The following is a 20,873-nucleotide window of genomic DNA, read 5'->3' as shown; positions in this document are numbered from 1 at the left end:
CCGATCCAGCGCCTCTCCAAATCAGAAGGGCGTTGCCGCGCCGATACTCTGGCCACCATCCACGACGATCGTCTGTCCAGTTATGTGGGCAGATTCCGGCGAGGCCAGGAACAGCAGCGCCTGGGCGATATCCTCGGACGATCCGGCCTGTCCGCGCGGAATGATGGCGGCGAACGCAGCGCGTTGTTCTTCCGACAATGTGGCGAGAGCGCCCTCGGTAAAGGTCACGCCCGGTTCGACCCCGTTGACCGTCACGCCCATGGATGCAAACTCGAAGCCCGCCTGCCGGATGAAGCCGTTGAGACCCGCCTTTGACGTGCCATAGGCGGCATAGCCGGGATATGCCTGCCTGTTGCCTGTAATGGAGGAGGTCAACAAAAGACGGCCGGCGTCACTCTTGCGCAGGTGGGGCAGACCCTCGGCGGCAAACCAGAATGCCGCCTTCAGGTTCACGGCCAATATCTCCTCCAGCTCCGAATCCTTCAGATCGGCGATGGACGACGCACCAAATGCGGCGGCGTTGTGGAGAATGACGTCGATCTTGCCGAACCGGGCGATGGTTTGCGCAATAAGGTCTGAGACCGCCTGCCGCGTACCGACATCCGTCGCGATCAAAGTCGCCGTTCCGCTCGCCGCAGTGATTGCGTCCACAGCTTCCTGCCCCGGGGCGGCAGTCCGCGTCGCGACAACGACCGATGCCCCTTCCCGCGCAAAAAGTTCTGCAGTGGCCCGGCCTATGCCGCGACCTCCGCCAGTGACGATGACAACACGACCCTTCAACCGATCCGCCATATCCGCTCCTGATGTTGCTTATTTTCGCAGGGTTAGCATGCATGTTTCCATGCGGCAAATTATTGCATGCAATTATTTCTCTGCGCCGAAACGCTTGCGGATGGCGATGCCATAAGTCCTTGGCTCACCCAGGAATGCGACATTGAAGCCGAAGGAAGAATCATAATCCGCGACCATGGCGTAATAATGCTTGTTGGTCAGATTCTTGCCGAACAGCGCGACCTCAATTCCGTGATCCTTGATTTCCAGCGCAGCGCGCGCACCAAGCAGGCCATAGGCTTTTTGCGTGACGCTCGCCTGATTGCGCGCCGTCGGGCGGAAATTCACGTCATCGATCCACGCATAGTCCGCATTGAAACGAAGGTCGCCCATCGACACCGGCACGACATAAGAGGCGTTGAGGCCGAAGGTGAATTCAGGAATGGAAAATGGCTCGCCGCTCCTGTCACCCAGAATGGCGTCGGGAAAACGGGTGTAGCGGGCGTGCGTCCACCCGCCGCTGGCGCTGAGGGTCAGTCCGGCTACAGGCACCGCGGTCACTTCAATTTCACCGCCATATATTTCCGCAGCCGCCGCATTGATCAGGAAACTGGTGATCCCGTTCGCTGTGTTCACATTGGTCGACTTCTGAATGTTGGCGTAATCTGTGTAAAAGAATGCGCCATTCACCCGCAGGGCGCGGTCGAGCATGTCGAGCTTGTAGCCGACCTCATAATTGGTCGCCTTTTCTGGACTGAACGGCGCGAAGGTTGCGGGGTTGGACGTGCCGCGCAGATTGAAACCGCCCGCCTTGTAGCCCCGGCTGGTGTTTGCATAGAGCAGCACATTGTCCGACGGCCGCCAATCGACGCTGGCCAGATAGGACCAGTTCTCGAATGTCTGCCGGAAGCTGCGTTCGCATGGCGCGCCGGGCGCAACGAGAGGTACGGTACATACGCCGGCGCTTGTCCGGTTGCGGGTCGTGAGAGCGCGAAATTCGTTGGTATAACGAATACCGCCAGTCAGGCGCACCGTGTCGCTGAGAGCGTAGATGACCTGCGCAAAGGCCGACTTATTCTTGTTGAGGACATCGCCGTCAGTGATGATCGGGTTGCCTGCGAAGAAGGTGGGGGCTTGCAGCAAGCGATTGCCCTCATGTCCGGTCTCGCGATTATAATAGAGGCCGGCAACCCAATCGAAGCCAATGCCGTCCTGCGAAGAGAGTTGTAATTCCTGCGAGAAGTTCCGTGCTTCGGTCGCGAGGTTCGGCTCAATCAACGTGTAGGGTGTTGCATCATAATCCGACAGGCTGTCGCGCTCAAAACCGCGATACGCCGTTATCGACTTGAGCGCCGCCCAATCAAAATCGATGTTCAACGTACCGGAAACGCCCCACACATTAACATTGTCATAGATGCGCTTGTCGGAGGGCATATCGTAAAAGGAGCCATTCTGCGTCGCCTCCAGCAACGCCTGGGCGCGGGAGATCGCATCAGGTGCTGCTGGGTTGATACCTTCCTCCGCCATGATCTGGCCAAGGACCGCCCGGTTCTGGATCGATCCGGCCGTCGCCTGCGGCTGGACATAGACGACCTTCAGGGCGGAGCCGGTATTGCGCATCCGCACATAGTCGCCCGACACAAGCAGGCTGATCCTGTCCGTCGGCGTGGCAAGGACATGCAGGCGGTAGCTGTCGGTATGATCGTCGTTCAGCTCCTGCCCAAGCAGGTTGCGCCCATATCCATCCTGCCGCCGCAACTGGACCACGCCGCGCACCGCCAGTTTTTCAGGAACAAGAGCGGCATTCAGCGCGCCCGTCAGAATCTTGCTGTCGTAATTGCCGTAGGAAAAATCCAGATAGCCGCCCCAATCGTCATAAGGCTTTTTCGTCTCGATCTGGAATGCGCCGCCTGTCGTGTTCTTGCCGAACAAAGTGCCCTGCGGACCGCGCAGCACGTCGATCCGTTCGATATCGACGAAGCTGGAGCGCAGGCCAATCACGCGGGGGATATTCACGCCATCGACATAGACGCCGACGGGCGCGTCGCTGGTCAGAGTGCCTTCAATGTCGCGCTGCCCGCGGATGGCGATTTCGGCGCGGCCGCCATTGGTGACTGACGAGATAAACAGGTTGGGAGCCAGCCGCTGAATTTCAGCGATGTCCTTGATCGAGGCGTCCTGCAGCTTCTGTGAGCCGATCGGGGTCACCGCGATGGGCACGTCCTGGACATTTTCAGCCTGCTTGCGCGCGGTGACGACAATATCCTCGATCCGGGCGGAGCCAGCATCCTGCGCGGACGCGGCGGATGGGGCCATGCCAGCCCCAGCCAAACCAGCCCCAGCCAAAAAGGCAAAAACGCTCATTCCCTGAATACAGGTTCTCATTGCACCTCTCCCAATCGCCGGCGTCATTTTACCCCGCTGCGAGTGCGGGCTGCCTGGCTGATGAGGAAAGCTAACAACAGGCGCGCGCCATTGCATGCAAATTACGGGCGATATTTGGGAGATGGGCAACTTGTTGTCAAAACCCATAATTTTCCCGCTCCACGAAGCCGCCGCCGGATAGACGATGAATTTCATTGCATGCATTCGGTGCGCATCTGGCCAGCAAAAATGCCCGCCAGCGCATAATCCGGGAGAATGATATGCCGCCGCTTTCCGCAGACGATGTCCGCCATTTTCAGGAGGATGGGCATTTGTCGCCCATCGACGCCCTATCCCCTGCCGAAGCCTTTCGGTTGCGCGAGCAGCTTGAAGATTTCGAAGAACGCCATGGGCCGATCGTCAAGAATTACAGCGTGAAGGCGCATATGGTCCTTCCCTGGCTCAACGACCTGGTGCGGGACCCTCGCATCTTGGATGCGGTGGAAAGCATCATTGGGCCGAACATCTTCGTGTGGGGCGCAAGTTTCTTCATCAAGGAGGCGCGCGATCCCGGGTTCGTCACCTGGCATCAGGATGCGAAATATGTGGGGCTGGAGCCGCCGCATACGGTGACCGCGTGGATCGCCTTTACACCCAGCAATGAAACCAACGGCGCGCTTCGGGTCATACCGGGCACCCATCGCGAATTGCTGCCCCATGCGGACAGCTTTCACGAACACAACCTGCTAAGCCGCGGTCAGGAAATCACGGTCGAGGTCGATGCCGACAGGGCGGTAATGATGCCCCTTGAACCCGGCCAATTCTCTGTCCACGACGCCAGGCTGGTGCATGGATCGGACCCCAACATGTCCGGCGACCGGCGCATCGGCTATGTCGTGCGGTATATCCCCACCTATATGAAGCAGACGCTGGGGGAACGCGACACGGCGTTGCTGGTGCGCGGTGTCGACGAATATGGCCATTTCGAGCATGAGCCCAGCCCGGCCATGGAGCTTGATCCTGAAACCGTCGCCTATCGGGCAGCACTGATGGGCGACCTCAACAAGATGCTTTTCAAGGACGCAAACAAGCCATCCTAAAAATCACCCGGTATCGCGTCAGCTATAATAGGCTGGCGCGATCCGGTAGGCGCCGAACTGTTCGATATCATGACCGTAGAACAGCTCCGCGTCATGGTCCTGCGCCAATATGTTCAGCCGCTCCAGCGAGCGGCAGGCAGCCACAGGGTCGACATGTGCGCTGGATATCGTCCTGGTTTCCATGCTGCGCGCGGTATAGGCCGCATCCGCCGTGAACAGCATCGGCCGCCGGTCCGACAGTTTAACCATCAGGCTGTAATGCCCGTTCGTGTGCCCTGGCGTTTCAAACAGAAATACGCCCCGCGCGATTTCCTGATCGCCGGTCAGCGTTTCGAACCGGGGCGTGTAGATGTCGATCTCTGGTTCCGACGCCCGCAGGCCGGGCGCGAAGCTTTGATCGGAATAGGCCAGCTCCTCGAACGGCTCAGGCGTACGCGCCGCCTCCAGTTCGCATGCATGGCAAATGGTCGTCGCGTGAAGGCAGTGCTTGTTCCCGCCACAATGATCGATGTGGTAATGGGAATTGATGACATGGGTGATGTCCGCTGGCGACAGGCCCAGATTGGCGAGTTGTCCGGGTATCGTCTGGTCCAGGCTTTGCTGCGCAATGCCCGGCATCACAAACTGATCAAAATGATGAAGGTCAAAACCCGTGTCGAACAGGAAACGGCCATCGTCATGCTCGATAAGCACGCTGTAGCAAGGCAGCGTCACCATCGCCTCGCCACCCGCGTTCCAATACATATGATATTCCTTCATCGCCAGCCGCCCGCCGTCGAGAATATAGACCTTCGTGTCAGCCATGCGCGCCGCCTTCCGCGCCCTGCGCATCCCAGCGGAGCGGGACATATTCGATCGAATTGTTGCGGCCGGAGACGCCCTTGACATCCTCGCCGGGGACCAGCGTGAATTCCGGTATCCGGGCGAACCATTCTTCCAGCAGCACGCGCATTTCCGTACGGGCCAGATGCGAACCGAGGCAGCGGTGCACGCCGCTGCCAAAAATCAGATGCGCCTTGTCCGCCCGGCGGAAATCAACCTTCTCCGGTTCGGGAAAGCGCCGCTCGTCCAGGCCATAGAGGGTGGTCGCAAGCACGATCAGATCACCCCGGCCCAAGGTAACATCGCCAACCTCCACCTCATGCCGGGCGACGCGCGCGAGATTGGTTATGCCGTGATACCGTAGCAGTTCCTCCACGGCGTCGGGAATGATTTCCGGGTGATCGCGCAGCTCCTGCCGATGCTCAGGGTGCGTGGCCAGAAACCGCATTGCAAAGCCCATGGCCGCGACCACAGTATCTAGCCCGGCGAACATCAGATTGGCGCTCATCGAAAGTACCTGTTCCCGGCTGGCCTTCTGCCCGTCGATATCGCTGTTGATAATTTGGGTAATGAGGTCGCTGCCCGGATTGCGCCGCCTGTCCTCAATCCTGCTGTCGAGATAGTCGAGCATCGCCTGAAAGGAATCGGCAAGCGCTGTCGGGTCCGGGTTGCGGATCTGATCCTCCACCGTGGGCATCAGGTGCGGCGCGTCCTCCGCCGGCAGGTCCATCATGCCCAGAAACACCCTGATCGGGAGATGGCGGGCGACATCGGCCTGAAACTCACACTGCCCCTTCGCCCGGAACGCCTCAATCAACTCGATGGCCAAGTCACGCGCAATCTGTTCATACCGGGCAAGCGATTTGGGCATGAAGGCGGGCGCAAGGGCGCGGCGGTACTGGTCCAGTTCCGGCGGATCGACTTCCGCCGGGGCGAAGCGCATGCTTTTGACCACGGGCGGCACCGCCACGATCTCGTTCGAGAAATCCTTGTGGTTGCGGTAGATAGCGTGAATGTCCTCCGCCCGCGTGAATATCCAGTGGCCGCCGTTGCGCGGCGTATAGATAGCGTCCGGCCCGTCATGCAGCGCGTGCCAGCCCAGATGAATGTCGCCATCGACCGGAGCGATTGAAAAGATATCGACATCCCGCACCAATTCCTTGGGAATGTGGGGCGGGATCGTGCCGGACATGGCCGGGGCCGTTTGGGTGGTCATGCTAAATCTCCGTCGAAGTCAGATATGCAAAGGCGCGGATGGGGAGGCGCCGGTTTCGGGGGCGGGCTGATGCGCGTACCGGCCCAGCGTCAGCATCAGGAAGGATGCAAACAGCATCACTGGCGTCAGCATGGACAATATCGGCGCGTACGACCTGGCATGGTCGAACACTGCCCCGGCCAAAAGGGGGGCAAGGCCGGAGCCGAAAGCGAATACGCCGCCAAAAAGCCCATAAATGGCGCCGTAGCTGCGCATCCCGAAATAGCGGCTGGCGATATAGGCGATGAGGTCGACTTCCGCGCCTGCAGTAAAGCCCGCCAGGCCAGCGACCAGAAACCCGTGCCATCCCTCGCCATCAAATCCCAGCAGCAGCCGGCAGGCGGCGGCGGGAGCAAGGAGGAAGGCCGCCGCCACAACCGATCCGGGAAACCTGTCGAGCAGCAAGCCGGAGAGCAACCGGCCGGCGAACATGCTTGGCCCGATCATCGCAGCCATTGCGGCCGCGCGTGCGGGCGTAGCGCCGCGATCGCTCAGCATCGGAACAAGGTGGACGATGAGCGCCGACACGCCACAGGACATGATCGCGACCGAGACGATGATCTGCCAGAATTGCCGGGTCTTGCAGGCCTGAGGAAATGTCAGGCCGGAAAGCTGCGGACGGGACGCGGGCGCGGCATGCGGCCGCCCCTTCTCCAATCGTGGGTCATGAAAATAGCGCCATGCGAGGGGAAAGGCGACAAGGAAGCCGCCAGCCGCGAGCGACCACAGGGCCACGCGCCAACCGAAACCGGCGATGATCGCATGGGCCAGCGGCGGCGCGATCGTGCTTGCCATGGCGGTTCCGCCCATGGTGAGGGCAAGGGCAAGACCGCGGTGCCGGTTGAACGCGCTCGCGACCACCAGCGTCCACACCACAAAGCCTGCGACACCCTGCGCCAGAGCGAGAAAGGCCCATGCGCAATACCAGCTCCACAATGACGAGCCGACGGTCCCCAAAAGGCCGAGCGCGACGCAGTATAACGCAAGCCCGCTCAAGGCGAGCTTGCGTGCGCTCCAGCGATCCGCAAGCGTGCCGAACAGCGGCCCGGCAATCAGCATTCCGAAACTGGTCATCAAAAGGCCGGACGAGATTTCCGCGCGCGACCAGCCAAATTCTTCCTGCAGGGGGAGCATGAACGCCCCAAGAGCGTAATAGTGCAGCGAACACACGCCCACCCCCGCCGCAGCGGCAAGGACGATCCGCCAATGGGCGCGCCACTCGCTCCAGGCGCTATTTTCTGTCGGCTCAGCCTGCGCCATCCCATCCCACTCGCCTACGGCCCGCTTCGGTTGCTGCGTGACGCAGCGCGGGACTCTTGCAGGCAGGATAAGCGGGGAAAGCAGCGGCTCAACCGGATTGCGGCAGGTTCGACAATCTACTGTCAATTCACGCGCGTTTCTCCGTCCTCGGGACCACTGCCAATCCAGCCAAGACTGATGCCGCGCTGCCGACAAAGAGGCTGGCTGCCGCAGCCCTGTCCTCCATCCCGGCCTCTAATGATATTGACTCGCAATATGGGAGAGCCTAGCCCAGCGGCCAAGACGCATGAAGAACCTCAGCCCATACGCCCTCCGCTATCGCCTGTCCGTCGCTTCCCGGGTGGTTGCGGCGGCGTTGGGCGGATACGCCTTGGCTGCCGCGATCTCCATGGCCTTGGCCCGCGCTCTGCCAATGTCGCGGGCGGAGGCAGTGACGACCGCAACAATATTGGGCGTACTGGCCATGCCGGCTGCTGTAATATGGGTGTTCGCGGCCCGCGCCGCCTGGCTGGCGTGGGCGGGAGTCATCGCCGTCACAATGTGTGCTGCGGCCGTCGCCTGGCTGCTTGGCGTTCCGGCCTAGGGAATGACCGCGGCATGAAGCAGGGATTCCGCCAGTCGATGGCATGGCTCCACGGGTGGGCCGGACTGGTCATGGGATGGCTGCTGTTCGCGATTGCCATCACCGGCACCGCGAGCGTTTTCAGACCTGAGATCAGCAACTGGATGCGGCCAGAGATCAGCGCCGCGCCGGACGCGCAAAAGGCGCTGGTAGCGGCCGTTGAATATCTGAAGAAAGCTGCGCCCGACGCACCGGGCTGGTATCTGACGGCTCCAGACGACCGCGCCTATCCGGTCATGGTCGCCTACGCGACCAAGAATGAAAAGGGCGAGGACGATTATGTCCAGAAAGCGCTCGACCCGCTTACCGGCCGGCCGGAGGGTATAAGAGACACGCTGGGCGGGGAATTTTTCTACCGCTTCCACTTTGAATTGCAGATGCCCTATCCATGGGGCCGCTATCTCGCCTCTGCGGCGGCCATGCTGATGCTGGTGGCGCTGATTTCAGGCATCATCACCCATCGCCGCATCTTTGCCGACTTTTTCACGCTGCGGCCCGGCAAGGGCAAGAGGTCCTGGCTGGATGCGCATAATGTCATGGGTGTATTGGCCATGCCATTCCACCTGATGATTACGTTCACAGGGATACTGACGCTGGTCACGCTGACCATGCCCTGGGGGGGAGTGGCGAATTATGGCGACGATATAGCCGCCTTCTACAAGGAGGTCTCGCCCGGCTTCTATTCCCGCCCCCGCGCCGAACGGCCAGCGCCGCTGGGCGATATAGAGGCCATGCTGAACGATGCGCGGCGGCGGATGCACGGCGGCCGGATCGGATATGCCAATATCGATAATCCCGGCGATGCAAACGCGGTGCTGGAAGTGACGCGGAATGACGGAGACCAGATCGCCTATGCGGCGGGTATCCTCGCGTATGACGGGGTGACTGGCCAACTGCTCTCCCAATATGAGGAGACCCGGCCGGCGAGAAAGACATATGATGTGCTTTATGGCCTTCACATCGGCCGTTTTGCGCCGGAGTTCAGCCGCTGGCTCTACTTCCTCTGCGGCCTTGCGCTGGCGGCGACCATCGGCACGGGCATGGTGCTCTGGTCGATCAGCCGCACCCGGAACAAGGGCGCTGGGCATGTCGTCGTCGAGCGGCTGACGACTGGCGCAATCGGCGGAATGCCCCTTGCCGTCGCTGCTACATTCTGGGCGAACCGGCTGCTGCCGGGCGGCATGCCCGGACGGCAGGGACTGGAAGTCGATACATTCTTTGCCGTCTGGGGAAGCGCGATCCTGTTCGGGCTGCTGCGCACCGGCAGAAGGGGTTGGATAGAATTGATGGCGGTCACGGCGGCCGCCTGGCTGCTCCTCCCCGCCGTTTCGGCGCTTACTGCGGGGCGTGGCCTTCTGTCTTTCCCCTGGCGCGGAAACGGACTGTTCGTTGGCTTCGACCTTGTGGCTCTCGCGCTTGGCGCAATCGCCGCCCTCATCTGCATCAAGGTGATGCGCGCGCCGGTCATGAAAGCCGGAAGGGCGTGACAGCCTCCCTCATTTCCCTTTTGCTGGCGCTTGGCGGCTTTGCCGCGCTCAGCCTGTCGATGCAACGGCATGCGCGGCAGGCGGAGGCGCAGGGCTGGCTGCCGCGCAGGCCAGTGCTTCGCTGGATCGGATGGGGCTTTCTCGCATCTTCGTTCATAAGGTGCATCGCCAGACCCGACTGGAGGCCCGCCCTTGTCGAATGGGTGGGCGCTTTGGGTCTTGCGGCGGGCATCGTGGTCCTGATCCTGATCTATCGCCCCCGGATGCTGCCCTTCATACCGAAGGCGGCGATGCTGCTTGCACTGCTGGCGATGGCGGCGGGACGACATTAGGGGCGTCGCGCGCCTTATTCTTCCGGCGCAGACACCTGTTCCCGATCGATCACCCAATGATGATTTTCGACAATGATAGACCGCACCGCGCGGCCCTGCGGGGTCATCGACGGGCGATAGCGGAACCGGTCCTCGACAAGACGGCAGGTCACTGCGTCCAGATCGGCGCTACCGCTGGATTGCGTCACGATGCAGCCGGTCGCCCGCCCGGTCGTTTCCACTGTGTAGCGGACGGATACGGTTCCGCCCACGCCCGCCTCAGCCTCCGCCTTGGGATAGTCGGAATCCTTGATCCGGCCCCTGATCCAGCGCGGCGGGCTATTGCCGCCATCCCCATCGCCAAATCCATCGTCGCCGCTGCCCGTTCCGGTTCCGATCCCGCCGCTGCCCGTTCCCGGACCCCGAATGGCGGCGTTGCCGGCCGATGCATCATTGCCCACTCCGGGGACGGGCGCCGCGATCACGAGCGGCGGGACAAGGACGGGAAGAACCGGCGGAGGCGCTGCTATCTGCGTGGGCCGGGCCTTCAGGTTGGGCGGTGACGCAGCGCCCTCCGGGCGGAGACTTTCATGCTGCGATGCTGGTTTGCGCGGTTCTTTTGGCGGCGGCGCAGGTTCGGGCGGGACGCCGAATATCTTCAATTCCTCACTGATCCGCAGCGGCGCGTCGACCCGAAGGCCAAAAATCAGGGCAAAGCCGAGCGCGGCGTGGAGGATTGCCACGGCAAGGGCAGCGGCAATACGGTCGCGAGTAGCAGGTTGAACATCGATCATTGTCGTCACGCATGGCTGCGCCGCAGCCCGCTCCACGCCTTGTTCAACAAAATGCGGACCGCCTCGTTCCCTTTCGACCGCGAGAAAAGATCGGGAGTGAAACATTCTGCCGCCCCATATGTTTGAACGGCATATCGAAGGAGACCGTCATGAAAAAAGCAGCAATCGCCACACTGATGCTGGCATTGTCCGCACCCGTCGCGCTTCCCAATGCCGCGCTGGCGCAAAGCCACGATGATCGGCGGTGGGACGGCGACAGGGACAGCGACTGGGACCCCGCCCGCCATTATGAGGACGGCCGTTACCGCGAACGCAGACTGCGGGACGACGACCGTGTGTATCGCGGCAGCGACGGCCGCTACTATTGCAAGCGCAACGACGGCACGACCGGCCTTGTCATTGGCGGCGTGGCCGGCGGCGTGCTGGGCAATGTCATCGGCGGCGGCACGCTTGGCACCCTGCTGGGCGCAGGCGGCGGCGCCTTGCTAGGCCGCAGCATCGACCGCGACAAGAAGAAGGTGAAGTGCCGCTGACGCCGCACCTCCCGATGAAAAGCGAACTCCCGCCATGCTCTTTCGAGCAGGCGGGAGCATGACCCGGCCATCGGGGAAAATATCGCGGCTCAGCGCATGCCCAGCGCGGCGAGATATGTGTCGAGGATCGCTTCCTCGACCTGATATTCTTCCTTGTTCTTCTTGCGGATCGAGATGATCTTGCGGATCGCCTTCACGTCGAAACCGCGCGATTTCGCCTCATTCATGACATCCTTGATGTCGTCCGCTATGCCCTTCTTTTCTTCCTCAAGACGCTCCGCGCGTTCGATAAGGAGGCGGAGTTCATCGGCTGCGACTGCGCCGTCGCGGATGCCTTCGGGCGTGCTGGTGTCCATGTCTGTTCCTGTTTCTGCTTCGGTTTGCGGGCGCGACAGTCCCGCAACAATGGTTGCCGGGCGTGAATCGCGTCCGTTGCCGGATATGGTGAATCGGAGGGGGTGCCTCTAATGGTTCGGCGCGTTCTTCGCTACGCTTTCCTTCATCCGGTCGAGCTGTTCCTGGGTCGCCTCGCCCTGATGCTTCGCCTTCCATTCGGCAAAGGGCATGCCGTAGATTATTTGCCGCGCCTCATCCCGGCTCAAACCCCCGTCAGCTTCGACAACCCAGTCGGCCAGACAGTTGCGGCAGAATCCCGCCAGCCCCATCAGGTCGACATTCTGCGCGTCCGTCCGGTGCCGCAAATGTTCCAGCAGCCGGCGGAAGGCGGTTGCGGCGACCGCGTCATTGAGTATTGTGCCCGCCAATTCAAACCTCCATCAAGCAATATCCCTGTCGTGCAGCTCGGATAACGGAAATCAGGCCACCCGGAAATGGGCGGCGAGCAGACTGTCAGGAGTATCCCCAGTGAAGAAATTCCGCCCCCGTTCGCGCAAGGTCCGGATTCTGGCCACGCTCGGCCCGTCCAGCAACAGCGCGGAGATGATCCGCAAGCTCTACCTGGCCGGGGCCGACGCCTTCCGCATCAATATGAGCCATGGCAGCCATGAGGATCATGCCGAGCGGATCGCGATCATCCGCGGGCTGGAAAAGGAATTTGGCCGCCCGACGACGATCCTTGCGGACCTGCAGGGGCCGAAGCTGCGTGTGGGCACCTTTGCGACCGGCATCGCGGTTCTGAAGAATGGGGCGAAATTCATCCTCGACCGGAACGAGGAGCCGGGCGACGAGACGCGCGTCAACCTGCCCCATCCCGAAATCTATCGCGCGCTGGTGCCCGACACCCGCCTGCTCCTTGACGATGGCAAGCTGGTGTTGCGGGTCAAGGCGGTCGACGCCGACCGGATCGAGGCGATTGTCGAGGTCGGCGGCACCCTGTCCAACCGCAAGGGCGTGAACGTCCCCGATGTGGTCGTGCCGATGGCGGCGATGACGGAGAAGGACCGGCGCGACCTGTCCTTCGCTGTCCAGCAGCATTGCGACTGGATCGCGCTGAGCTTCGTCCAGCGGCCGGAGGATCTGGCCGAGGCGCGCAAGCTGATGGGCGGTTATGGCGCGCTGATGGCGAAGATCGAGAAGCCCGCCGCCGTGCAGCGGCTCGACGAGCTGCTGGAGCTGGCCGACGCGGTGATGGTGGCGCGCGGCGACCTGGGCGTCGAATTGCCGCCCTATGCCGTCCCGCCCCTGCAGAAGCAGATCGTCGAAAGCGCGCGGCGGCTGGGCAAGCCCGTGGTCGTCGCCACGCAGATGCTGGAATCGATGATCAAGGCGCCGACGCCTACCCGCGCCGAAGTATCGGACGTCGCCACCGCCATCTATGACGGCGCCGACGCGGTGATGCTGTCGGCGGAAAGCGCGGCGGGCGACTGGCCCGAAGAATCGGTCGCGATGATGAACGCCATCGCCCACAGCGCGGAAAACGACCCCGGCTATTTCCGCCGCCTGCACTTCACAGAGACCAAGCCCGACGCCACCACGTCCGACGCATTGGCGGAGGCGGCGAACAGCATCACGCAGACCGTCACTGCAAGGGCCATCATCTGCTTCACATCGTCGGGCAACAGCATCCGGCGCGTTGCGCGCGAACGGCCCTCCGCGCCGATCATGGCGCTGACCCCCCGGCTGGACACGGCGCGCAAGCTGGGGCTGTTCTGGGGCGTGCACGCCATCCGCACCAAGGACATCGGCAGCTTCGAGGAAATGATCGCCAAGGCCCGCCGCATGGCACTGCGCCATGAGATGGGCAAGGCGGGGGACAAGGTGATCGTGCTGGCGGGCGTCCCGTTCGGCACGCCGGGATCGACCAATGTGATCCATGTGGCGACGATACGCGGCGACGAGTTGAAGGATCGCGATGACTGAGGCGGGATTGGCCGGATTGCCCCTCCTCCCCTGACCGAAGTTGCGGAAGTTGCGGGTTGTGAGCGGTTTTTGCCGGGAAGTCGCATGTAGGTCGCACAAAAGTCGCATGTTGGTCTCAACTGCGTCGCACCTGCGTCTCATGTAGGTCTCACCTACGTCGCACTTGGGTCGCATGTGCGTCTCATCCACGTCGCATCTACGTCTCATGTGCGTCGCATGTAGGTCGCAGATGCGTCGCACCTGAGTCTCACTCGCGTCACACCTCCGTCTCATGTGCGTCCCATATGCGTCGCAGTCGGGGCGCATCTGAAGGGTGTGCGGGGCTATCTCGGCAGTGCAGTGCTCGGCATATGCAGGATGCTGTTCCATGGGCGAAAGCAGAGCATGATTGCCGGGATGTAGGACAGGAATTTGGCTTTGGCCGCTTGTCCCGAAACAACCAGATGCGGCCCCAATCCTCCGTTCGGGCTGAGCCTGTCGAGACGTAGTCGACCGTAGGTCAACCCCTGTGCTTTCTTCGGAAGTGCAGTGCAGCCCTTCGACAAGCTCAGGGCGAACGGGTTGTTACGACCAAAAGTGCAAAGTCCCACTCTGCTATTGGCCGTCATCCAGGGGAAAGCCGGGACCCATATCTCCCCTTTGCCAGCCGTCTGCCGAAGGCGAGATGGGTCCCGGCTTTCGCCGGGATGACGAATAACAGTGCCATTGTTCGACCAATTTTCGCCTTTTAGAGAGCAGTTGCTTGCACCCGGCAGCGGCCATAGAAGACGGGAAAATCCAAAGGATTGGGGATGAAATGTGGACGCTCTGGTTCTTTCCTCTACTAATTGGTCTCGTTGTTGTTGGCATTTTTGGAGGCGCGGCTTGTTATGCGTTAGCCCCTGCCCACCGTAGACCGAGTATCGCCAAGGCTGTTACAGTTCCTTTTGGCTGCATTGGAATTTTGGTCGTTTCGCTAGTTATTCTAGTCAGTATTGCTGGCTGGTTTCGAAAGAATGACACGCAACTTTTCGCGGAACTGTTTGGATTTAAACCCACCACTACCGAAGACCGCATGCTTTTTGATGAATTTGGAAAAGGTTCAGACCGCCAAATCTTCATGCGAGCTGAACCAAGCAGTGAGGATAGAACCAAAATTATGAAGGTTACACGTGCAAGACTCTTTGAGAACGATGCTATGCCATTCGAGGTGGCGGGCGCACAGCATGGTTTTTCTTGGTGGGTATCAAGCAATGAGAACGATTTAAACTATTGTAAAACCACTAGAATTTTGAACGCCGATGGATTTCATGGTTGGAAAGATTTTCGCATTCTTGAATGTTTAGATGCGGGCAACGCTTTTCCTGCGTCCGCAAATGCTGGACTGATTTACGTCGCCGCTTCTGGCCGAAATGAATAAGGCAAACGCGCACCTACGAAAGCTACGCTAAATATGTTGCTATCGCTTGCCAGAACCAGACAGTCCGCTCCCCACCCCTTTTTGTCATCCCCGCGAAGGCGGGGACCCAACGCGCCTTGGGCATGCAAGGCGCAGGAGGGGAGATGGGTTCCCGCTTTCGCGGGAATGACGGGTCATAGGAGAGCTAAAGCAAGTATCCACCTTTCCCGTCATCCCCGCCATCAGCCCCTCCATTCCAGGGAGGGGAGCAGGAATATCGGACAATGATCCAGCTCATCGCCCGATAAACCACGCGCAAACGCATCGAGCGCCCGGTCGGTGCCGACCGGGCGCTCGATGACATAAACCGGCAATCGGTGTTTAGCCCTGGCGGGCCTTGAACCGGCGGTTGGTCTTGTTGATGACGTAGGTGCGGCCGCGGCGACGGATCACGCGGTTATCGCGGTGACGGTCCTTGAGCGACTTCAGCGAGTTGCGGATCTTCATGACGCAGCTTTCAGATGATTCTGTGGTTCGGAAATTTCGAAGTGCCGCCCCTATGGGTGACGGCCGCGAAAGTCAAGGCGGGCATGCGCCTTTCATCCCGCTTTTCGTTCAGGCCCGGTGCAGCAAAATACTGTCTCTAGCGTTTGGAGACGTTATACCTCCGTCAAGGAGCGAGTGGAGACACGCATGATGATGAAGCCAGTATTTGCCACCGTTCCCCTGATGATCGCCCTGTCGGCATGCCAGACCGCGGTCGCGCCGGTCGAGGTGACGCGGTTCCATGCCGCGACCCCGGTTTCCAGCGGCACCGTGGCGATCGAGGAAATGGACGGCAATCCCGATGTCGGGCTGGAATTCGGCACCTATGCGGCGGCGGTCGGCCAGGAACTGCAGCGCATCGGCTTCAACGAGGTGAAAGGCGCGGACAGCCAGTATCGCGCGCTCATTTCCTTCCGCCGCAGCTTCCGTCCCACCGGGCCTGACCAGCGGCGATCCCCGGTCAGCGTCGGCGTGGGCGGCGCGACCGGCAGCTATGGCGGCGGGCTGGGCGTTGGCATCGGCATCAACCTGTCCGGCAAGCCCAAGGATGTGGTGACCACGGAGATGTTCGTGCAGATTCGCAGGCGGTCCGATTCGACGGCCGTATGGGAAGGCCGGGCGATGACACAGGCGCGCGAGGGCACCCCTGCCGCACAGCCGGGCCTGGCCGCCGGTAAGCTCGCAAACGCGCTTTTCAAGGACTATCCGGGCCAGTCGGGGCAGACTATATCGGTCAAATGACCCTATCGATCACAAGCGCCTTCGACAGCGGGAACATCCGCGTTCTTTCCATCACCGACGACCGGGCCGAGCTGGAGATCGTCAAGGATCACCAGAGCGACTTCTATCAATGGTTCCATTTTCGCGTCGCGGGCGCGGCCGGGCGGGAGGTGGAGCTGGTCCTCACCAACTGCGCCGGCTCCGCCTATCCGGACGGCTGGCCGAACTATAAGGCGCGTTACAGCGAGGATCGCGAGAACTGGCTGCAGGCGGACACCAGCTATGCCGACGGCAAACTGACGATCCGCATCGAGCCGGACACCAATGCCGTCTGGGTCGCCTATTTCGCGCCCTATTCGATGGAGCGGCATCATGACCTGATCGCCTGGGCGGCGAGCCAGCCGGGCGTGACGCAGAAGGAACTGGGCAGGACGCTGGACGGCCAGCCGCTCGACCTGCTGACCCTTGGCGAGGGGAAGAAGCAGGTGTGGCTCTACGCGCGCCAGCATCCCGGCGAGAGCATGGCGGAGTGGTGGATGGAAGGCGCGCTGGAGCGGCTGTGCGACCTGGAAGATTCCGTCGCGCGCCTGCTGCGGCAGGAGGCGACTTTCCATGTGGTGCCGAACATGAACCCGGATGGCAGCAGGCGCGGCCACCTGCGCACCAATGCCGCGGGCGTGAATCTGAACCGCGAATGGCATGCGCCGAGCATGGAGAAGAGTCCGGAGGTTTTCCTTGTCCGGGCGGAGATGGACCGCACCGGCGTCGATTTCGCGATGGACGTGCATGGGGACGAAGCGATTCCCGCCGTGTTCGTCGCGGGCTTTGAGGGGATTCCTTCGCTGAAGCAGGATCGGGTCGCGCTCTATAACCGCTATCGTGACACGCTGGCCGCGCGGACGCCGGATTTCCAGACGCGGCTGGGCTATCCGCTGGGCGCGCCGGGCAAGGCGAACCTGTCCATGTCCACGGCCCAGCTTGCCGAGCGCTATGGCGCGGTGTCGATGACGCTGGAAATGCCGTTCAAGGACAATGACGACCTGCCCGATCCCGATTTCGGCTGGTCCCCCGCCCGGTCCATGCAACTGGGCAAGGATTGCATGGCCGTGCTGGCGGAGATCATCGCCGATATCTGAAGGCCCGGTTCCCCGGTCCTGTCAGGCGCAATCTCCGCGCAGCCGGTGGGGCCGCCGCAGTGGCGTAGCCGCAGTGCGGCGCTACGTCACCAGGGGTGGGGATCGCCATCCCACTTGAAGAAGCCGCCGCTGTTTTCCAGTGTCATGGCGTTCACCACGTCGCGAATGCCGGTGGCCGATTCTTCGGCGGTGATCGCTGCATTGGGACCGCCCATGTCCGTCTGAACATGGCCCGGATGCACCACCGCGACGGCGACGCCCCTGTCGCGCAGGTCGACGGCCAGCGACTTCATGACGCGGTTCACGCCCGCCTTCGCCGCGCCGTAGGAATACATGCCGCCCGTCGCCCAGACGGAGGAGCCGATCTGGCTGGTGACGGTCAGTATCTTGCCCTTCGCCTTTTCGATATTGGGCAGCAGCGCCTGCGCGACGCGGAAGGGGCCGATGACCATGACCTCAAAGGATTGACGCCATCCGTCAAAGTCCCGGTCGTCCACACCCTTTTCCATATGAAAAATGCCGGCGACATTCAGCAAGACATCCACCGGCGCGCCGTTCAGCGCCGCCGCCGCGCGATCAACGGACGCGGCGTCGGCGACATCGGCCTCCACAACCTGCACAGTGCCGGCGGACCCAGCGGCCAGATGCTGAAGCTTTTCCGCGCGCGCCGGATCCCGGCACCAGGCCACGACATGGTTTCCCGCGCTGGCGTAGACCTGAACCAGCGCAAGGCCGATGCCCCTGTTCGCTCCGGTAATCACTATAGTCGCCATAATCCTCTCCCCATCAACCGGTCGTCGATAGCTGGTCCTCACGCGCCCGGAATGCAAGGCCCGGCCAGACCGTTGCATTGTTGCACCACTGTCAAACTTCATCGACGGGCTGTTGCGCCGCACCATTGCGGCGGCGGGTTCTTCTGATAAGCATTGCGTCGATCGCGCGGCACAGCGCGGCACAAGCAGGAGGACCTGAGAGAGCCATAATCAGGGGGAACTCATGTCCAGATCATCTTCTCGCGGCGCGCTGCGCCATGCATTGCTCGGCGCGATTTCGCTGGGCGCCGCCATTGCGGGCCTGTCCGGCGCCGCCCACGCCCAGGAAGCCGCCGCAGAGGCCGATGCGGGCGACGCCATCATCGTCACCGCCACCCGGCGCGAGGAACTGGCCAAGGACGTGCCCATCGCGGTCACGGCAATCGGCGGAGAAAAGCTGGACGTCCTCAATTCCAGCGGCCTGGACATCCGGTTCCTGTCCGCCCGCACGCCCAGCCTGCAGATCGAATCCTCATTCGGCCGCACCTTCCCCCGTTTCTACATCCGGGGCCTGGGCAATACCGACTTCGACCCCAACTCGGCGCAGCCGGTATCCGTCGTCTATGACGATGTCGCGCTGGAAAGCCCGATGCTCAAATCCTTCCCGGTGTTCGACCTGGCCAGCGTAGAGGTGCTGCGCGGGCCGCAGGGCACGCTGTTCGGCCGCAACACCCCCGCGGGCGTGGTGAAGCTCAATTCCAAGCGCCCGGATTTCGACAGCTATAGCGGATACGCAAAGGCAAGCTGGGCGACCTATAACAGCGTCAATGCGGAAGCCGCCGTGGGCGGTCCCATCGGCGAGGGTCTTGCATTCCGCCTGTCCGGCCTGTTGCAGCGCCGCGACGACTGGGTGACCAACGACAATGCAGGGAACGGCTTCGCCGACGCGAAGCTGGAGGGCTATCGCGACATGGCGGGCCGGTTCCAGCTCGGCTTCGAATCGGGCGACTTCAAGGCGTTCTTCAATGTGCATGGCCGCGACCTCAACGGGTCGCCCCGCGTGTTCCGCGCGGGCATCTTCCAGGTCGGCAGCAACAAGTTTGTGCCGGGCTTCGACAAGGATCATGTCTCGCTCGACGGCTTCACCAGCCAGTCGCTGACCCAGTGGGGCACCAACCTGCGCATGGAGGTCGCCCTGCCCGGCGTCGGCACCTTCTTCTCCACCACCGGCTATGAGCGGGCGAAGGTGGAGAGCACCGGCGATATCGATGGCGGCGGATGCTATCCCTATACCGGCTGCACCTTCGGCGCGCTGGGCGTCGGCACGTTCGACGTCAATACCGGCGGCATCACCAAGCCTCGCGAGTTCAGCCAGGAGCTGCGCTTCGCGACCGAGGATATGAACGGCGTGCGGCTGCAGGCGGGCGGATATTTCTTCCACCAGGACCTGAGCTACACCGAACTGTCCTATACGCTGGCGGGCACGCTCAACGGCTTCATCATCCACCAGAACAAGAATGACAATTTCGGCCTGTTCGGTTCCGGCGAGATCGATGTCAGCGACGCGCTGACCCTGCGCGGCGGCGTGCGGCTGAGCCGCGACGAGAAGCGCGACCTGATCAGCCTGGACCCGTCCGTCGACAGCGTGAGCGGACAGTTGATCGCCGTCGACCTGCCGATGATCAACAAGGCGACCGCCAGCAACGTGTCCTGGGACGCCAGCGCCACATATAAGCTGACCGATCAGGTGAACGTCTATGCCCGCGTCGCCACCGGCTATCTCGGCCCGGCAATCCAGGACCGCGTGACATTCTTCAGCGTGCCGTCGGTCGCGAAGAAGCAGACCACCATCTCCTATGAGGCGGGCATCAAGGGCGCGTTCACCGACATGCTGAGCTTCGACCTGGCCGGCTATTATTCGCGGACCAAGGACCTGCAGCTCACCGCCGTCGGCGGCGTCGGCAACTCCGCGCGGCTGATCAATGTTGATCATGCGATCGGCTATGGCGTCGAGGCGTCTCTGGAGGCCAAGCCGATCCCGCAACTCGCCCTGACCGCCGGTTTCAGCTATAACTTCACCGAAATCCGCGACCCCAACGCCTTCGTCGCGGTCTGCGGTTCGGGCCTGTGCACGCCGACCGGCAACACCTTCGTCGACAGCGGGACGACCTTCGCCCTGCTCGACGGCAATGACCTGCCGCAAGCGCCGCGCTATGTCGCCAACGTCACCGCCCGCTTCGGCGTGCCGGTGGGCGACAGCGGGGAAGTCTATATCTTCACCGACTGGGCTTATCGCAGCGCGGTGAACTATTTCCTCTACACCGCCGCCGAGTTTCGGGGACGGTCGTTGCTGGAAGGCGGCCTGCGCGCCGGATACCGGATGGACAATGGGCTGGAGGTCGCGGCCTTCGCCCGCAACATCACCAACACGATCCGCGCGGCGAGCGCGATCGACTTCAACAACCTGACCGGCATGATCAACGAACCGCGGATCATTGGCGGGGAAATCAGCGCGAAGTTCTGATTTCGGTTTGGCGGGGCGGCGGATGCTATCTGCCGCCCCCATCACATAACGCTAGGACGGATCGCCATTCAGCCCTGACGGCCTGCAAATGGCGCTTTTCCGTGCTTCCGGTGCTCACGTACGTTTAGTACGCTCCGCGCCGGGTCACGGAAAACCACCATTTTCGGCACGTCATCATC

Annotated in this window: 20 protein-coding genes; 10 read left to right on the top strand and 10 right to left on the bottom strand. The window is 62.0% G+C overall.

The features are described from left to right. Window positions 1-21 precede the first annotated feature (21 nt). Window positions 22-792 (bottom strand): SDR family NAD(P)-dependent oxidoreductase, encoded by a 771-nt coding sequence (locus KFK14_RS04455; RefSeq protein WP_212610014.1) that lies wholly within the window; start codon window positions 790-792, stop codon window positions 22-24. A 72-nt stretch (window positions 793-864) separates the two neighbouring features. Then, entirely contained in the window at window positions 865-3,087 is a 2,223-nt protein-coding gene (locus tag KFK14_RS04450; protein WP_212610013.1) for a TonB-dependent receptor, read from the bottom strand. A gap of 329 nt (window positions 3,088-3,416) precedes the next feature. On the opposite strand from KFK14_RS04450, the gene KFK14_RS04445 reads away from it, so the two are divergent. Continuing rightward, window positions 3,417-4,235 (top strand): phytanoyl-CoA dioxygenase family protein, encoded by an 819-nt coding sequence (locus KFK14_RS04445; protein ID WP_212610012.1) that lies wholly within the window; start codon window positions 3,417-3,419, stop codon window positions 4,233-4,235. A gap of 18 nt (window positions 4,236-4,253) precedes the next feature. Here KFK14_RS04445 and pldA read toward each other — a convergent pair whose 3' ends face one another. From pldA to KFK14_RS04430, 3 genes are read right to left on the bottom strand one after another with little or no spacing between them, the layout of a single operon-like run. Then, the gene (pldA, locus tag KFK14_RS04440; protein WP_212610011.1) at window positions 4,254-5,039 is read right to left on the bottom strand and encodes a 4-pyridoxolactonase; all 786 of its coding nucleotides are present in this window, start codon (window positions 5,037-5,039) and stop codon (window positions 4,254-4,256) included. Next, the gene (locus KFK14_RS04435) at window positions 5,032-6,273 is read right to left on the bottom strand and encodes a cytochrome P450 (RefSeq protein WP_212610010.1); all 1,242 of its coding nucleotides are present in this window, start codon (window positions 6,271-6,273) and stop codon (window positions 5,032-5,034) included. Before KFK14_RS04435 ends, pldA begins: the two co-directional genes overlap by 8 nt. An 18-nt stretch (window positions 6,274-6,291) precedes the next feature. After that, entirely contained in the window at window positions 6,292-7,572 is a 1,281-nt protein-coding gene (locus KFK14_RS04430) for an MFS transporter (RefSeq protein WP_212610009.1), read from the bottom strand. 286 nt (window positions 7,573-7,858) lie between these two features. Between KFK14_RS04430 and KFK14_RS04425 the strand changes: the two genes are divergently transcribed. Genes KFK14_RS04425 through KFK14_RS04415 form a run of 3 tightly spaced genes read left to right on the top strand, consistent with a single transcriptional unit; the run spans window position 7,859 to window position 10,013 of the window. Further along, window positions 7,859-8,155, top strand: coding sequence for a DUF3649 domain-containing protein (locus KFK14_RS04425; protein WP_212610008.1), 297 nt, complete (start codon window positions 7,859-7,861; stop codon window positions 8,153-8,155). A gap of 14 nt (window positions 8,156-8,169) precedes the next feature. Beyond that, a complete protein-coding gene (locus tag KFK14_RS04420) occupies window positions 8,170-9,681 on the top strand; it encodes a PepSY-associated TM helix domain-containing protein (protein ID WP_212610007.1) in 1,512 nt (503 codons plus the stop codon). Then, the gene (locus tag KFK14_RS04415) at window positions 9,678-10,013 is read left to right on the top strand and encodes a DUF3325 domain-containing protein (protein WP_212610006.1); all 336 of its coding nucleotides are present in this window, start codon (window positions 9,678-9,680) and stop codon (window positions 10,011-10,013) included. The genes KFK14_RS04420 and KFK14_RS04415 overlap by 4 nt, the downstream gene beginning before the upstream one ends. Before the next feature lie 14 nt (window positions 10,014-10,027). On the opposite strand, the gene KFK14_RS04410 is transcribed toward KFK14_RS04415, so the two are convergent. After that, entirely contained in the window at window positions 10,028-10,786 is a 759-nt protein-coding gene (locus KFK14_RS04410) for an energy transducer TonB (protein ID WP_212611042.1), read from the bottom strand. A gap of 149 nt (window positions 10,787-10,935) precedes the next feature. Here KFK14_RS04410 and KFK14_RS04405 point away from each other — a divergent pair, with 149 nt between their 5' ends. After that, entirely contained in the window at window positions 10,936-11,319 is a 384-nt protein-coding gene (locus KFK14_RS04405; RefSeq protein ID WP_212610005.1) for a glycine zipper 2TM domain-containing protein, read from the top strand. 89 nt (window positions 11,320-11,408) lie between these two features. Here KFK14_RS04405 and KFK14_RS04400 read toward each other — a convergent pair whose 3' ends face one another. Both KFK14_RS04400 and KFK14_RS04395 read right to left on the bottom strand, forming a co-directional pair. Continuing rightward, the gene (locus KFK14_RS04400) at window positions 11,409-11,675 is read right to left on the bottom strand and encodes a DUF2312 domain-containing protein (protein ID WP_070153852.1); all 267 of its coding nucleotides are present in this window, start codon (window positions 11,673-11,675) and stop codon (window positions 11,409-11,411) included. 108 nt (window positions 11,676-11,783) lie between these two features. After that, window positions 11,784-12,083 carry a DUF1244 domain-containing protein gene (locus tag KFK14_RS04395; protein ID WP_212610004.1) on the bottom strand — a complete coding sequence of 100 codons (300 nt, stop codon included), beginning with the start codon at window positions 12,081-12,083 and terminating at the stop codon, window positions 11,784-11,786. 100 nt (window positions 12,084-12,183) lie between these two features. Here KFK14_RS04395 and pyk point away from each other — a divergent pair, with 100 nt between their 5' ends. Together pyk and KFK14_RS04385 are read left to right on the top strand one after the other, a co-directional pair. Next, window positions 12,184-13,638 carry a pyruvate kinase gene (gene pyk / locus KFK14_RS04390; RefSeq protein WP_212610003.1) on the top strand — a complete coding sequence of 485 codons (1,455 nt, stop codon included), beginning with the start codon at window positions 12,184-12,186 and terminating at the stop codon, window positions 13,636-13,638. 742 nt (window positions 13,639-14,380) lie between these two features. Continuing rightward, window positions 14,381-15,037 (top strand): hypothetical protein, encoded by a 657-nt coding sequence (locus KFK14_RS04385; protein WP_212610002.1) that lies wholly within the window; start codon window positions 14,381-14,383, stop codon window positions 15,035-15,037. A gap of 360 nt (window positions 15,038-15,397) precedes the next feature. Here the strand turns inward: KFK14_RS04385 and ykgO are convergent, their stop codons facing one another. Next, the gene (gene ykgO / locus KFK14_RS04380; RefSeq protein WP_003046794.1) at window positions 15,398-15,523 is read right to left on the bottom strand and encodes a type B 50S ribosomal protein L36; all 126 of its coding nucleotides are present in this window, start codon (window positions 15,521-15,523) and stop codon (window positions 15,398-15,400) included. Between the two features lie 189 nt (window positions 15,524-15,712). Between ykgO and KFK14_RS04375 the strand changes: the two genes are divergently transcribed. Then, window positions 15,713-16,303: a DUF4136 domain-containing protein gene (locus KFK14_RS04375; protein WP_212611041.1), complete on the top strand. Its 591-nt coding sequence runs from the start codon at window positions 15,713-15,715 to the stop codon at window positions 16,301-16,303. After that, window positions 16,300-17,418, top strand: a complete 1,119-nt coding sequence (locus tag KFK14_RS04370) for a M14 family metallopeptidase (RefSeq protein WP_212610001.1) — start codon at window positions 16,300-16,302, stop codon at window positions 17,416-17,418. Before KFK14_RS04375 ends, KFK14_RS04370 begins: the two co-directional genes overlap by 4 nt. An 86-nt stretch (window positions 17,419-17,504) precedes the next feature. Here the strand turns inward: KFK14_RS04370 and KFK14_RS04365 are convergent, their stop codons facing one another. Next, window positions 17,505-18,191: an SDR family oxidoreductase gene (locus KFK14_RS04365; protein ID WP_070153859.1), complete on the bottom strand. Its 687-nt coding sequence runs from the start codon at window positions 18,189-18,191 to the stop codon at window positions 17,505-17,507. Between the two features lie 223 nt (window positions 18,192-18,414). Between KFK14_RS04365 and KFK14_RS04360 the strand changes: the two genes are divergently transcribed. Continuing rightward, window positions 18,415-20,694, top strand: coding sequence for a TonB-dependent receptor (locus KFK14_RS04360; protein WP_212610000.1), 2,280 nt, complete (start codon window positions 18,415-18,417; stop codon window positions 20,692-20,694). The last annotated feature ends 179 nt before the right edge of the window (window positions 20,695-20,873 follow it).

The organism is Sphingobium phenoxybenzoativorans (assembly GCF_018286635.1).
GTDB lineage: Bacteria > Pseudomonadota > Alphaproteobacteria > Sphingomonadales > Sphingomonadaceae > Sphingobium > Sphingobium phenoxybenzoativorans.
This window is presented reverse-complemented; position numbering and strand designations above follow the sequence as displayed.

Excerpts from the sequence above, each read along its gene's own strand:
- KFK14_RS04455 (WP_212610014.1), bottom strand. The coding sequence starts at position 792 with ATGGCGGATCGGTTGAAGGGTCGTGTTGTCATCGTCACTGGCGGAGGT.
- KFK14_RS04450 (WP_212610013.1), bottom strand. The coding sequence starts at position 3,087 with ATGGCCCCATCCGCCGCGTCCGCGCAGGATGCTGGCTCCGCCCGGATC.
- KFK14_RS04445 (WP_212610012.1), top strand. The coding sequence starts at position 3,417 with ATGCCGCCGCTTTCCGCAGACGATGTCCGCCATTTTCAGGAGGATGGG.
- pldA (WP_212610011.1), bottom strand. The coding sequence starts at position 5,039 with ATGGCTGACACGAAGGTCTATATTCTCGACGGCGGGCGGCTGGCGATG.
- KFK14_RS04435 (WP_212610010.1), bottom strand. The coding sequence starts at position 6,273 with ATGACCACCCAAACGGCCCCGGCCATGTCCGGCACGATCCCGCCCCAC.
- KFK14_RS04430 (WP_212610009.1), bottom strand. The coding sequence starts at position 7,572 with ATGGCGCAGGCTGAGCCGACAGAAAATAGCGCCTGGAGCGAGTGGCGC.
- KFK14_RS04425 (WP_212610008.1), top strand. The coding sequence starts at position 7,859 with ATGAAGAACCTCAGCCCATACGCCCTCCGCTATCGCCTGTCCGTCGCT.
- KFK14_RS04420 (WP_212610007.1), top strand. The coding sequence starts at position 8,170 with ATGAAGCAGGGATTCCGCCAGTCGATGGCATGGCTCCACGGGTGGGCC.
- KFK14_RS04410 (WP_212611042.1), bottom strand. The coding sequence starts at position 10,786 with ATGATCGATGTTCAACCTGCTACTCGCGACCGTATTGCCGCTGCCCTT.
- KFK14_RS04405 (WP_212610005.1), top strand. The coding sequence starts at position 10,936 with ATGAAAAAAGCAGCAATCGCCACACTGATGCTGGCATTGTCCGCACCC.
- KFK14_RS04400 (WP_070153852.1), bottom strand. The coding sequence starts at position 11,675 with ATGGACACCAGCACGCCCGAAGGCATCCGCGACGGCGCAGTCGCAGCC.
- ykgO (WP_003046794.1), bottom strand. The coding sequence starts at position 15,523 with ATGAAGATCCGCAACTCGCTGAAGTCGCTCAAGGACCGTCACCGCGAT.
- KFK14_RS04375 (WP_212611041.1), top strand. The coding sequence starts at position 15,713 with ATGATGAAGCCAGTATTTGCCACCGTTCCCCTGATGATCGCCCTGTCG.
- KFK14_RS04370 (WP_212610001.1), top strand. The coding sequence starts at position 16,300 with ATGACCCTATCGATCACAAGCGCCTTCGACAGCGGGAACATCCGCGTT.
- KFK14_RS04365 (WP_070153859.1), bottom strand. The coding sequence starts at position 18,191 with ATGGCGACTATAGTGATTACCGGAGCGAACAGGGGCATCGGCCTTGCG.
- KFK14_RS04360 (WP_212610000.1), top strand. The coding sequence starts at position 18,415 with ATGTCCAGATCATCTTCTCGCGGCGCGCTGCGCCATGCATTGCTCGGC.